Origin of the sequence: Flammeovirga sp. SubArs3 (genome assembly GCF_947387565.1) — a bacterium.
Lineage (GTDB): Bacteria > Bacteroidota > Bacteroidia > Cytophagales > Flammeovirgaceae > Flammeovirga > Flammeovirga agarivorans.
Genome location: NZ_CANDOA010000016.1, coordinates 40,331 through 54,707, shown reverse-complemented (window position 1 = coordinate 54,707; position 14,377 = coordinate 40,331). Strand labels below are relative to the sequence as shown.

General features: G+C 32.9%; 9 protein-coding genes. 6 read left to right on the top strand and 3 right to left on the bottom strand.

What is annotated here, in order from left to right; all coding sequences use genetic code 11:
* The first annotated feature begins 11 nt into the window (after positions 1-11).
* From QL232_RS26110 to QL232_RS26100, 3 genes are all read left to right on the top strand, one after another.
* Positions 12-3,365: a response regulator gene (locus QL232_RS26110; protein ID WP_281616367.1), complete on the top strand. Its 3,354-nt coding sequence runs from the start codon at positions 12-14 to the stop codon at positions 3,363-3,365.
* A 210-nt stretch (positions 3,366-3,575) separates the two neighbouring features.
* Positions 3,576-4,511 carry a T9SS type A sorting domain-containing protein gene (locus QL232_RS26105; RefSeq protein ID WP_281616366.1) on the top strand — a complete coding sequence of 312 codons (936 nt, stop codon included), beginning with the start codon at positions 3,576-3,578 and terminating at the stop codon, positions 4,509-4,511.
* Between the two features lie 459 nt (positions 4,512-4,970).
* Complete coding sequence (locus QL232_RS26100; RefSeq protein ID WP_281616365.1) at positions 4,971-5,972, top strand: hypothetical protein; 1,002 nt, start codon at positions 4,971-4,973, stop codon at positions 5,970-5,972.
* 67 nt (positions 5,973-6,039) lie between these two features.
* Here QL232_RS26100 and QL232_RS26095 read toward each other — a convergent pair whose 3' ends face one another.
* The 3 genes from QL232_RS26095 to QL232_RS26085 form a co-directional block, all read right to left on the bottom strand.
* On the bottom strand, positions 6,040-9,273 hold the full coding sequence (locus tag QL232_RS26095; RefSeq protein WP_281616364.1) for a S41 family peptidase: 3,234 nt from the start codon (positions 9,271-9,273) through the stop codon (positions 6,040-6,042).
* A gap of 113 nt (positions 9,274-9,386) precedes the next feature.
* A complete protein-coding gene (locus tag QL232_RS26090; protein WP_281616363.1) occupies positions 9,387-10,208 on the bottom strand; it encodes an alpha/beta fold hydrolase in 822 nt (273 codons plus the stop codon).
* A 427-nt stretch (positions 10,209-10,635) separates the two neighbouring features.
* The gene (locus QL232_RS26085) at positions 10,636-11,142 is read right to left on the bottom strand and encodes a hypothetical protein (RefSeq protein ID WP_281616362.1); all 507 of its coding nucleotides are present in this window, start codon (positions 11,140-11,142) and stop codon (positions 10,636-10,638) included.
* Between the two features lie 176 nt (positions 11,143-11,318).
* On the opposite strand from QL232_RS26085, the gene QL232_RS26080 reads away from it, so the two are divergent.
* The 3 genes from QL232_RS26080 to QL232_RS26070 are packed head-to-tail and all read left to right on the top strand — an operon-like array spanning position 11,319 to position 14,340.
* A complete protein-coding gene (locus QL232_RS26080; RefSeq protein WP_281616361.1) occupies positions 11,319-11,852 on the top strand; it encodes a hypothetical protein in 534 nt (177 codons plus the stop codon).
* 6 nt (positions 11,853-11,858) lie between these two features.
* Complete coding sequence (locus tag QL232_RS26075; protein WP_281616360.1) at positions 11,859-13,604, top strand: histidine kinase dimerization/phosphoacceptor domain -containing protein; 1,746 nt, start codon at positions 11,859-11,861, stop codon at positions 13,602-13,604.
* 4 nt (positions 13,605-13,608) lie between these two features.
* The gene (locus QL232_RS26070) at positions 13,609-14,340 is read left to right on the top strand and encodes a LytTR family transcriptional regulator DNA-binding domain-containing protein (protein WP_281616359.1); all 732 of its coding nucleotides are present in this window, start codon (positions 13,609-13,611) and stop codon (positions 14,338-14,340) included.
* The last annotated feature ends 37 nt before the right edge of the window (positions 14,341-14,377 follow it).

Below are 14,377 nucleotides of genomic sequence, written 5' to 3'. Positions count from 1 at the left end.
TTAATAATAACATGGAAGACAAAAAATTAATTAACGGGAGAGAAACAAGGTTTTTTCTTTTAGCATCCGCCTTAACTGTAATTGCTTTTTCATTTTTTGGATGGGAGCTTTATAAAGCTTATAGAGATTCTCAGAAAGAAAGTAATATCATTTGGGAGGTATCAAAACTTCAGAAGGATATTATCTTTTGTGATGAAGTATTGACGACATCAACAAAAATTGCAGCCCTAACTGCTGATAAAAAATGGGAGAAGAAATACCGTAAATATGAAGCTATTTTGAATAATGCTTTAGTAAAGGCACTCAGAATGGATAAAAATGGTGAGTTTGAACAACTTCTGAAACAAACAGAACAAGCTAACCAAAAGCTGATAAATATAGAAGCGAAGGTATTCCAGTTAGTAAATGAAGGAAGGAAAGAAGAGGCGATGTCGTTATTGTCTTCCAAAGAGTATTTAGAAAGCAAAGTAGTATACGCCGATGCAATGGAGGACTTCTCCATTAAATTAGGTGATAGAATTAATGATATCTTTGATAAGAAAGCAAGACGTATTTACATCGACTTAGCAGGTGTTGCTATATCCATTATCGCCGCATTAATAGGTTGGTATTTGGTTTTTATTAATAACAGACGATTACACAAACGACTTTCAGCTAAGAATATCACACTCAATGAGAAACTCAATGAAGTTGAAGAACTCAATGCGAACTTAGATAAGAAAGTAGAAGATAGAACAAGAGAACTTGGTATTTTCAGAAGATTTGCGGATTCCTCATCGAATGGATTAGGAATGGCTGATATGCGAGACCAAAGTATTGTTTATGTCAATGAAGCACTTCAGAAACTATTAGATGAAGATGAATTGGATGCTGTTTATAAGAAAACAGTCCAAGGGTATTATACTCCAGAATCACAAAAGAGGCTTGATGAGGAGATGCTTCCATCTGTTTTTGAAACAGGTGCTTGGTCAGGTGAACTGGAGATGTTGACAGCAAAGAATCGTCGCTTATCTACATATGAGAATTATTTCCTTGTAAAAAATGATAAAGGTGAGCCTGTATATTTGGCAGATATTATCATTGATATTTCAGAACGAAGAAGAGCAGAGGAACAATTAAGGTCAGCTAAAGAGATTGCAGAAGAAGCGGCTTCGGCAAAATCAATGTTCTTAGCTAATATGTCACATGAAATTCGAACACCAATGAATGCCATCATGGGTCTTACGAATTTAGTATTAGATACACAATTGGATGAACGTCAAAAAGGGTTTTTAAAGAAAATTCAATTGTCTTCTCAATCATTATTGGGTATCGTAAACGATGTATTGGACTTCTCAAAAATTGAAGCTGGCAAAGTAGAAATTGAAGATATTTACTTCAATTTAAAAGATGATGTTTTAGAGAATATCTATAATGTGGTCAGCTTTAGAGCCAATGATAAAAACATCACTTTAAAGCTGGATGTTGCTTCTAATATTCCAAAATTATTAAAAGGTGACCCTTTACGTTTAAGTCAGATTATTCTTAATTTGATGAACAATGCCGTGAAATTCACTAATGAGGGAAGTGTAACGCTCAAAATTGGTTTAGATGAAACTCATGGGGATACCAGGTTAATGGTTGAAGTAATTGATACTGGTATCGGGCTTACAGAAGAACAACAAGGAAGGTTATTTAAAGAATTCAACCAAGCTGATGCTTCTACAACAAGAAAATTTGGTGGTACAGGTTTAGGGCTTGCAATCTCAAAGAAACTAACTTCTTTAATGGGTGGTGAGATTGGAGTCAAATCAGAAGTGAATATTGGTTCTACTTTTTGGTTTACAGTAATAGTAGAAGCGGTAGATGAAAATTCTATAGCTGGAAAACAACCTTATAAAGTAAGAAGTTTAATTGGATCTACCGTACTTGTTGTAGATGACAATGATGAGTCTTGTTTAATTCTCAATAAGTACCTGCTCAACTTTGGTTGTAAGGTAAATATAGTTAAGAGTGGAGAAGAGGCTTTGGAACTTATCCAAAACTCTGAAACTACTTTTGATTTCATTCTTATGGACTGGAAAATGCCTGGAATGGATGGAATTGAGACGACGAGAAGAATTCGTGAATTGTCGAAAATTCATGCTACTACTGATATTTTAATGGTGACCGCACATGATAAGCAAGAGTTGATTGATCAAATCGATGAAGAAAGCATATCAGGTATTGTAGTTAAACCTATTGCTGAGCAAGAGCTGCTAGATACCTTATTATCTAGATTTGGCTTTGCGGCTAATTCAGAATATAATAAGTCTCAGGTATTTCCAGATCATGTGAAAGGAGCAAAAATTTTGTTGGTAGAAGACAATGAAATTAACCAACTCATCGCAGCTGAAACTCTGGCTAAGCATGACGTATTTATTGATATAGTAAACAACGGACAAGAAGGTATTGATAAATTAACAGAAGCCTTTAATGAAGGTCATCCTTATGAAGGTGTTCTTATGGATATACAAATGCCTGTGATGGATGGTTATACTGCTACTGAAAAGCTAAGAGAAATCGATGATTTCAAAAACTTGCCGATTATTGCTATGACAGCAAATGCCATGTCGCAAGATAAAGATAGAGCAAGGGAAGCAGGAATGTCTGACCACATCTCAAAACCAATAGATAATAGACAATTGTATTCTACACTAGGCAAATGGATTACAGCTGAAGGTAACTACGCCCCTGAACAAAATGTATTTGTTAAACGTCTTAAAGGTGTTGAGGAAACAGAAAATGAAACATCAGGAATTAAAATTGAAGGTATAGATACTGAAATGGCCATAAAACGATGTGGAGGAAACGAATCATTATTTTTAGAAGTCCTTCATAAGTTCTATGTCAAACAGTCCGATTCTATTGTACACTTGATGGAACTTTCCGCAGATAAGAATTTAGATGAACTCCAAAAAGAAGCACATACGATTAAAGGTGTTGCTGCTAATTTAGGAATCGTCGAACTTGCTAAGGCTGCAGAAATATTAGAAAGTAGTCTCAAATACTATAATAATTTAGATGAAGAGGGGCTGAATACTGTATTAATTGAACTATCGAAAATATTAGAAACTATTCGAAATTTTGAGTTAGGAAGAAATCAAAAGCCAGAACCATCAGTAAAAGATGTAGTATCTGCAGAGAATGTTTCTTTAGAAAATCATTTAGATAAGGTAGAAAATTTAAAGCAGCTTTTGATCGAAGGAGATCCCGATGCAAGTGAAGTAATTAATGGATTATTAGAAATCATTAATGATACAACAGACAAAGAAAAGTTGACCAAAGCGAGGGAAAGCGTTATGGAATATGATTTTGAAACTGCATTATCCTACATCAACGAATAGTCAATAATTAATATAATTAAGAGAGCCAAGAAGTTTAAATCTTGGCTCTTTTTGTTTTTTATTTTCTATATTAGTTTAATGTAAAACTATATTTATAACATCTTTTATATAATGAAATTATTTATTCTTTTATAATAGTTAATACAACGATGTGACTATATTTTAACTACGTTTAAATAGTAGGATTTTAATAACTATATATTCTACTAGATGAAAAAGCTACTAACATTTTTAGTATTCCTTGCAATACTTTCAGGTTGTGCGACCAACCAACAAGAATCAGAAGTATCAAATTTTAGAGCTAAAGTTCAAGACGATTTTTCTATAGTTGTAGACAAGGATACTACCATTACAGGTTCTATGATTAGTGAAAGAATTTTGGTCACTAATAATAGTGTCTTAAATATTGCAGGGATTACTATGCAATGGTGTTATATCGAAATACATGCAGGCAGTAGTATTTCGTTTTCAGGTACCTCCAATTTACATGATGTAGAAATTATCACACATGGAGATGATGCACTTTGTATAGCATCTGATGGCCTAAACATTATTATCAATGGTAAAAGTTATATGAGTCCTCCAGTAGGTTGTTATTCTGATGATGACCTTCCAGTTGAACTAATTTCTTTTACTGGAACAAAACAAGGTGAAAATGTTGTCTTGGAGTGGGCAACGGCATCAGAACAGAACTCAAGTCACTTTGATATTCAACGCTCTACTGATAATAGAAATTGGGATATGATAGGTAGTGTAGAAGCAGCTGGAAATTCTAATACTACGTTAAAGTATTCATTCTTAGATGAAAATGTCCCATCTGTTCAAGGTGTAGTATACTATAGATTAAATCAGATAGACCTGGATCAACAGTCTGAAATATTTGGTCCTGTAGGTATTAAAATGAGTGAAACCACTTCTGAAGTAACTGTTTATCCAAATCCAGTTGCCTACAAAGAAGATCTAAATATTGTGACTAATTATGATGAATTTGAGGTTAGTATTTATGATGCTGCTGGTAAAACTTATTTCCATAAATTTATCTCTTCCAATTTTACAAGTATACCCATGAATTATGGTACAGGGATGTTAATTGTAGAAGTTAAAGGAGGAAGAGAAACAACCACTGAGAAAATAATTGTAGAATAAAAAAAAGGCCTGTTCAAAAAAAGAACAGGCCGAACGGGTAAAGTTTGTATCAAAAATATCAAACTTCTATGTATGATCTTTAATAGTTGTTCTTTCTGCTTTAAGTACGCATATATGTAACAGTCCTTGATTGAAAATAATTCTTCAATTAAAGGTTGTTATAAATTATAAAAAGGTAGATAGGATTGTATAGAAGTAGACGTATAGTAGAAACTTGGCAGTTTCTTTCTTTGTAGTATTCGATTACAAATAAAATCTTAAATAAAATAGTATTATACTAATAGACTCTAACTGATGTTAATGAATCATTATCTAACATCAGTTTCATAGTTTTTACATATTTGGTTATCATAGGTTTATATGTTTGATGATAAACAATAATATGTTTCTTGGTTTGTTACTTGTTTAATATAGAACTAATATTGACTTACTATTAGTTTATTATTATCAACATTCCTGATGAAACACCTTTTATCGTCTTTTATTTTACTATTTTTTCTCAATACTACATTAGCACAAGAAATTACTGAAACAGAAAATGAGAAGAAAAAATACCCGTATATATTCCCAATTTTTGGACAACAGGTCCAGGATATGGGAATAGATTTCCCTTATTCTGCAGGGGTAAATGTATCTTATGTATATAACGAAATGTACCTCGGAATTTCAGAATTCGGAATGGGTATTAACGGAACAGATCTATCAAAATACCTAAATGAAAAGACTTTAGGTTTTGATAAAGTAAAAGCCACATCTAACTCATTAAACCTACGAGCAGACTTATTTGCATTACCTTTTTTGAATGTCTATGGAATGTTTTCCCAAGTAAAAGGGAGTACTGAAGTAGGTTTACAACCTGATTTTGGTGATGGTAAATTCCCTTATTTCGGATCAACTGTAGTTTTTGATGCAATTGCTTATGGGGCAGGGGCAACCTTTAATTATGGATATAAAGACTACTTTATTTCTATTGATGGTAATTACAATGCTACACGGACAGATTTATTAAAAGAAGATATTGGTATTTATGTTACCTCTTTCCGCTTTGGTAAAAAGTTTAACCTTAAGAAAGATCGTTTTGTAACTTTTTACGCTGGGATCATGGGACGAAATTTTACAAATCACAATGGTAATGCAGGTAGTATAACAATAAATGATGCTTTACCGGGAGTTGATCAGCAACTAAAAGATTGGTACGATGGATTAAGTTCTGGCCAGCAAATAGTAGTTCAAGGAATTGCTAAGGTGATTAATGATGAGTTAGGGACTGAAGTAGGTAGTGGAGCTGTATTAAATAGTACAGTAGATTATCATATTAAAAAAGACCTATTAAAGAAATGGACTTTTCAATTTGGAGGGCAGTTTCAGTTAAATAAAAGAATTTGGATTCGTGGAGAATACGGTGTCTCAGATTATAGCAAATTTCTAATGACCGGAGTTGTTTATCGCTTTGGTGTATAAAAAATGAAAACAAGAAGCCTGGAATATTTTCCTAGGCTTCTTGTTTTCATTTTAGATTGAGATTTAATTATTTATTCTGTAAAACCTCAACTGCTTTTCTTAATTGCTGATCAACACCTTCAACAACTATATCTTTATCTTGTTGTACCTTAAAATCAGGCTCTATTTGTTGATTCTCAAGATACTTTCCATTCATATCTTGAACACCAACTTGTGGAATACCAAAAACTAAAGAAGGATCTTGTAAACGTTCCCACCAAACTGCAGTCATAGTACCCGGAACAGGCATACCAATCAACTTACCTATTTTCAATGTCTTGTAGGCATAGGGGAAGGCATGAGCATCAGAGTAATTTCCTTCAGAACATAATACCGCTGATGGTTTCGACCATTTATTCATTGGTTCTGTACCAAACTTCTGACCTCTTGGAGCGAAAGTACAATACACATTTCCACTTAAGAAAGTAGCTAAATCATCATGTAACCAACCACCACCGTTGAATCTGGTATCAACAATAAGAGATTCTTTAGTGTAATTCTTTCCTAAAGCTTCAGAGTAAACTGTTCTAAAACTATGACTGTCCATTCCTCTCACATGAACATAGCCAATCTTACCATTAGATGCTTCAGAAGTTTCTTTTTCTCTAGCTTTTACCCATCGTTTGTATAACAAATCGTTTTCCGCCCATTTTGAAATTGGTTTCATTACAACCGTTTTGCTTTTACTTTCTGACGGATCGTAGATTACTAATTTAGTATTTTTTCCTGCTTTATGATTTAATAGACTATAGTAGTCGTCTCCTGCAACAATTTTTTGACCATCAATGGATTGTATGATCATGCCTTCTCGTATCTCATCTTCAATAAGTGTTAGAGGAGATTGTTCAATAATTTCTGTAACTTTTAAACCATCTTCTGAATATTCAGGGTCATAGAAAGCTCCTAACGTGGCTGTATGATCTGCATTTTTAGAACTAGAATAATATCTACAACCTGTATGTGATGCATTTAATTCACCAAGCATCTCACTTAACATCTCTGAAAAAGCATAATTATTTGTGATATAGGGTAAAAACTTCGAGTATTCAGTTTTATAGAAGTCCCAATCTACACCATGTAATTCAGGGTCATAAAATTTCTTTTCTACTTGTCTCCATACATGTTCAAAAAGATATTCTCTCTCTGCAGCTTTATCTAAATAATATTCAGCTTTATATGATATGTTTTTCTTTGTATCAGAGGTGATATCCATTTTCGCAAACTGACCGCCTGTTTCAAAGAAGATGTTTTTTTGTTCTTCATCAAACTGAAGGTTTCCACCTCCACCATTAAGCTTGAGTATTAATTTTGTTTCTTGCTTTCGGATATCTTTCATCCAAAGATCAAATCCACCTTCAAAACGACTCATATAGTATAGTTTACCTCCATCTTTGGTAATCAAATAGTCAGATAGGAAAGAAGAATTGATGGTTAAACGTAGCATGCGATCGTTTAGATTTTCAAAATCAATTGAAAGGGTTTCTTCTTTTTCTGTATCTGAGTCTTTTTTCTTTTTCTTTGATTTTTTATCCTCTTTTTCTTCTTGCTCTTTCTTTTCTTTTTCTTCCTTAGCCTCCGTCATCAAAGTATATTCTTCTTCTGAAAGTTGAAACTCATCATAAGCATCTTTAGTTAAGAAAAGAGCATATACATCATCTTCAGATCCCCAGCTTCCATGTGATCTAAAACCATATTTATCATTTGCAAAAAGAATAACTTTACCTTCCATTGCAAATCTTGGGTTTGCAGAATTGTACCCGCTTTGTGTTAAGTTGATGACCTCTTTCTCTCCTGTAGCATCTACTAATCCAATATCTGTAGATGTCCAAACATTAGGGGAGTATTGGACGGCAATCCATTTTCCATCAGGTGACCAGTCAAAAGATTGATCGCCATCAGAATAAGAGTAATTGAATTTCCCATCTAGAACTGTTCTACTAGCTTTCGATTCAATATTAATTACTTTCACCGTTGTTCGTTCCTCTAGGTATGCTACTTCATCACCCTTTGGAGACCATTTGGGTTGAAATTCTTCTTGAGGTTGATTTGTTAATACTTCTTCCTTGATAGCAGTGGCATTGATAAAGTAATTTTCTTCTTCGTTCGAAAGTTTTGCAGTGTATAAGTTCCAACTTCCCTCTCTCTCACCTGCATAAACTAAAGATCTTCCATCAGGAGAGAAGCTCACACTCCTTTCTTGTTCCGGAGTATTAGTGATTTGAACTGTGGTAGAATAATCTGTGGAAGTAACAAAAACATCTCCTCTTAAGATAAATGCGATTTCTTTTCCATTAGGTGAGACTGAAATACCATGTCCACCACTAGATTTCTGTTCAAATGAAACATTATTCTGTCTTTGGTCATTTATAATAGAGATATCAACTTTTCTTGGTGTGCCATCTTTAATCATTGTATAAATTTCGCCATCCCAACCAAAACAGAATGTATCATTATTTGAAGCGGTCAAGAACCGTACAGGGTGTTTTTCAAAAGTAGTAAGTTGTTTTTTCTCAGTACCATCGACACTCATAGACCAAACATTGAGTGTGCCTGTTTCTTCACTGACATAAGCGATACTTTTATCTTGATTATAGAAGACAGGATATTGATCTTCTCCTTCAAAAGATGATACTTGCTTATGCTTTTTTGAGGTGGTATCATAAATCCAAATATCTCTTGTTACAGCACTAGTATGATGTTTTCTCCAATTATCCTCATACCCTTTGATATCTTGATATAAAAGTATAGACTGTTCTTGGTTATATGCAGCGTGAACAGCAGAAACAGTTAGTACTTGTTTTGGTCTGCCCCCATTAATACTAACACTATATAATTCAGGAAGTCGAGCATAAGGGAACTGTGCACTTTCCTTTTTATCAAGAATTTGGGCAGAAAAGAGAATATTTTTCCCATCAGGAGTAAAAGAGGAAGGTATTTCTTTTTCCGAGTTATATGTTAACCTTTTAGCTGGGCCACCTTGTGCACTGGTGATAAATAAATCAAAATTACCATGTCTGTCAGAAGCAAAGGCAATTTGTTTACTATCAGGACTCCAAATTGGTGAAGTTTCTTGAGCAACATGAGAGGTAATGGGTTGGGCTGTTCCTCCATCGGTTGGTACTACATAGATATCACCTTGGTATTGAAAGGCGATCTTTGTTCCATCAGGAGAGATGGAAGGGTAGCGTAACCATAATGGGTTTTGAGAAAAAGCCGTCAATGTAATAAAAAATACATTGATGGCTAATACTAATTTCTTCATGGTAATAGTGTATGTGTTTATTTAATTTATAGTTTGATTTATCAATCATAAAACTATACTTAATTCACGAAAAACACTATTATTTATTGTATGGAAAGAAGAAGCTTTATCGATTAATTTTTGTCGAAGTCTAGAAAATCGATGACTTGTTGTAATACAGTTTCTGTCCTTAGAATTCTAAAGTGGCCAGTTCCTTCAATCTTAATTAATTGGCAGTTTCTACCCCATGCTTTTGCCACCGATTCCGATTGACTTAAACGTACGATTTTATCATTTATATCCTGGAAGATCATCCCTTCCTTAATATTCGTTTTCTGAATAAAATCAGATACATTTTGTTCATTGGCAGCAACATTAAATTCAGTTTCAAGACGATTTAAAAGCCTATGTTTCACCTTATTTGTCATGCCTACCATTTCTGCAACGTCATCAATTCTTTCCATAAATCGATCAGGTGTGGTCATCATCACATATTTATCCATTTTAAAAGGATAATTCGCAAGACAATGAGTCGTACCAACACTACCAAAAGAGTGGCTAATAACTTTCTTGATGTCGTATGTTTCTAACATATATTTCACAAGGTCACTGAACTCAAACATGGTTGTTGGACCTTGAGAACTGTAGCCGTGAGATGGAGCATCAAAAGAATAAATGGTGACATCATAGTCTTTTAGCATCTGAATTAAATCAGAGAAATTACCGGCTTGACCTTCCCAGCCATGTACCATTAGTAATTTATCTTTTCCAGAACCCCATTTATAAGTTTTTACTTCAAAGCCTTTATAAGTGATACTTTTTTCTTCTGCTTGTTGAATAATTTCTACCTCATGTGGTCTAAGTTTGAAAACTTGAGGTTTTAATATTTTCTTATACGCAATATTCACAACAACATTAGGTGCTGCAGCTGAAAGTAATTTGATGAGTGGTTTCATAATTATGGCATAAATTGAACACAAATTTACAAATAAATTATTATTGTAGAAATATTCATTCACTTATTGAAAATACAAAAGGCCATTCCAAATTGGAATGACCTTACTATACCTTATACTATCATAAGATGTTAATTGAGCTAGTAATTTAAACCGTAATAAGTAAATATTGTGTGGGTTATCTGATCTAGGGTTAATAAAAATTTGTCTGTTAATGATAATATGTCGCGTTAAATAAATTGTATAAGTAGAATTAAAATATCTTGTTTGCTTTGTTACATTTATTATACAAACGTATTTAACATTACCCTACCGGATGATTAAAAAAAATAAAAAAAAAGAACCCATCAGTTGAAGGGTTCTTTTTAGTTAGTAAATCGGGATCGATTTTGTATTAAAAGTTTGCTATTAAGTATTAGTTAAAATTTTAGTTAACAATTAATTCGGGGTAATGAATAGAATCAGTCATAAAGTTGGCAGTCCAAAAGCACCTAATATTTTGAGATTTCTTTTTATACGAGCGTAGGTGGAACCACAATTGAGAGAGGGGTAAATCTTTATATACTCCCTCAATATGTGCACAACCTACCTGGTTTATAATTCCCTTGGGAAATGCTTTAAGTACGAGGTCAGGGATAGTTTCTCCTGATTGATAAATTATTGGCAAATACGGGTAAAAGTGATCGTCTCTTTTATAACCCAAGTGCTTTATATCTTCTTGTCTTTTTAATTTGTCAATTAAAGCATCTGTAACACTCATGTTAGTATTGGATAATAACCAAATTTCTAATCCTTGAGGAACAGTTGTGTATTTGAACTCACTTTCTATACAATTACCACTAATAATAACATCACCTGCATTAGAAGTAATAGGTTGGTCTAGATTTGGAAGAGAGTCATTAAAGAAAGCGTTTATATTTATTCTATTACACATTGCTTTGCGTTTTGTTGCGAAGGCAAGTAAGTAACAAATTTCTTACACCGAAATCCGAATTGAGTGAATGGTATTATTTTTTTAGTAAATGGATAAAAGATTGTTTTTCAGCTAAAAAATGGACAGATTTAACTCTAAATTTTTTTAAAACCTTTAAAAACTGACATCTAATTCCTATGTCTGAAAAAACTAGTTTAGAAAATGGATCTCTAGTAGCTAAAGAGATCAAATTGTCGTTACATGTTAAGAATATTAATGAGTATTTGACAGACATGTATAAGCAGCCAGGAACTCCTGTTGAACCTATTGTAATTGATCAGTTTGTAAAAACAGATCTATCTGGAATCTTCGAGATCCAATCGGGTGAAACTTTTACCGTAGAATTTGACAAAAAAGCAAAAACGAAACTAAAAGCGGAGTTATTGTTTTTACAAATTCAAAACATGACTAAAAGAAAAGCAGACATCTTTGACGAAATCGCTTGGGCAAAGTATTTCAACAAAGCTAATGATCATGTTGTAGCACCAAATGGATGTTATTATGTGAAATCGGACAATGATGGTAAAGTAACAGCATCAACAATGAAGCTTGCACCTACTGATAAGCCTTTATTGTTCTCTTATTATGCGGTCTTTTCTATCAAAGTGGATAACAAAAAGTATTACTGTATTATTGATCCATTTGGAAAAATCACATCAGGAACTAGTTAGTAGAATATGACAAAAGATTTATTACTATGTTTCTTACTATCATTCGTATTTATTGGTCCCTTATATTCTTTAAGTACGAATGATAGTTTAGAGTATAGCAAGATTCAAAAAAGAGCAGTTGAACTGAATAATAGAAAGGGGGTACAACTTTTGGATTCATTGATTGAAAATATTGATGATATCAATTGGAAACTGTCTTTACTACAGGAAAAAGCAAGTATTTTAAGGGTTTTAGGAGAGTTTGATGAAGCAATTCAACAAAACTTTGAGATTCTTTCAATTGCTAATCAACAGAAAAACGAATCATTGATAAATATGATTTATGGTGAATTGGGAACGAGTTATGCCATTAATCAAGAATACGATGAGTCGATTAAATATATAAAAAAAACGAAGCCATATTTTTTGAAAGAAGAAGAATGGCTTTTACTTATTAAGACGGATTTAAATTTAGGGGAGGTTTATCGATTAAATAATCAGTTAGATAGTGCTCAGAAGTATTTTCAATTGGCAAAAGACGAACACAAAAAATACAAAAACGAAATAACTAACAAAACAGAATACGATTTAATAGAAGGTTATATTATTGGTAACCTGGGTATGGTTCAGAAATCACAATTTCAATATAAAGACGCCAAGGTGAACCTTACTAAAGCTATAGATCTACTGACACCTTTTAATGATGCGTATTCCATTTGCTTTTACCTTACCGACCTTGCTGTAATTGAAGCAAAATCAGGTAAAAAAGAGTATGCAGAGAAACTTTTAAAAAATGCTTATAAATCTGCGACGGAACAACAATTAAAAGAACAAATTAGAGATATAACAGAAGCTCTTTCCATATTTTATGAGGAAGAGGGTGACTACAAAAAAGCATTACTTTATGAGAAGGAGTTTGTCACATACAAAGACAGCTTATTAAACAAGGAATCAATACAGAAAATAGAACGAGCGAAGCATAATTATGAAATGGATAAAGTAGCTCTTGAGATGGAGCTATTAGATCAAAAAGCAACGTTTAGAACTTATTTTTCCATTTTCTCTTTTAGTTTAGCACTTCTATTTTTCATTCTAGTGATTATCATCTACATCACTGCACAGAAAAGAAAGAAAACAAACGTTCTACTACTACATCAAAAAGAACAGATTGCTCTAAGAGAAGAAGAGAAGGCACTTTTACTTAAAGAATTAAACCATAGAGTGAAAAATAACCTTCAGATGATCTCCAGCCTTCTTAACCTTCAGAGTAGTCAGTTAGGTGATCACCCTGCTGTTAAGGCCATTGATTCAGGAAGATTTAGGGTAGAGGCAATGTCTCTTATTCATCAAAAACTATATCAAAAAGATGTTCATACTGAGATTGAAATTGATTCTTACATTAAAGAATTAGTCTTGAATTTGATGTATAGCTTTAATAATGAGGTAGAGACAAAATTTGAGATAGGTAGAATCGCAATTCATATTGATAGAGCAATTCCACTTGGGTTGGTGATCAATGAATTAGTAACAAATGCCATGAAGTACGCATTTGATGGGATAGAAAATCCAAGACTTTTGATTTCTCTTCAAGAGGAGGAAGATCAACTAGTCTTAAAAGTTATAGATAATGGTGTAGGTATGGAAAACACTACATCAACAAGTACATCTTTTGGGTTAAACTTAGTCAACTCTTTAGTAAAACAACTAGATGGTACATTAACATATCAAACAGATAACGGGACAACATGTATTTTGTTAGTTCCTCTTACTTAATAACATGCATCAGATAAATATTTTAATTGTAGAAGATGAGATTTTACTAGCTCAAGACCTACAAATTAGACTACAGAAATCAGGGAAATACAAAACCCACACTGCTGATAGTTTCGATGAAGCTATCAAGGTTCTACTTACTACTAAAATCGACTTTTTAATTATTGACATTACCTTAAAAGGAGATAAATCTGGAATAGATTTAGCCAAAAAGGTCAATGAAAAATTAAAGTTGCCTTTCTTGTTCTTAACCTCACATGCCGATCAAGTGACTTTTGAACAAGCCAAAGTTGTGTGTCCTAGTGCGTATCTATTAAAACCATTCAATGATAGAGAAATTAGCATGTCGATTGATCTTGCACTATCAAATTTTAATCAACAGACTTTAGAGGAAGATAGTGAGCCGAATGAAGAGGCTGTTCAGGAATACTTATTTCTGAAAAAAGACAATGCGTTTCAAAAGGTTATGGTGGAAGATATTATTTATCTAGAAGCACAGAGTAACTATACTTATTTTCATACAAAAACGGAGAAGTTTATGTATGCAATTGTATTGAAAAAGATAATAGAGAAGTTACCACAAGATCAATTTATAAGGGTTCACAGGAGTTTTGTAGTAAACAAAAAATGTATCACAGGTTTTTCAAATAATGCTGTGACATTGGATGACCATTATGAAGTACCGGTTAGTAAGCAAAACAAAGAAATGGTATTTAAACTTTTCAATACTGTTTAGTATCCAATATTAAAATAATTACAAAAAAGCCTAGGAG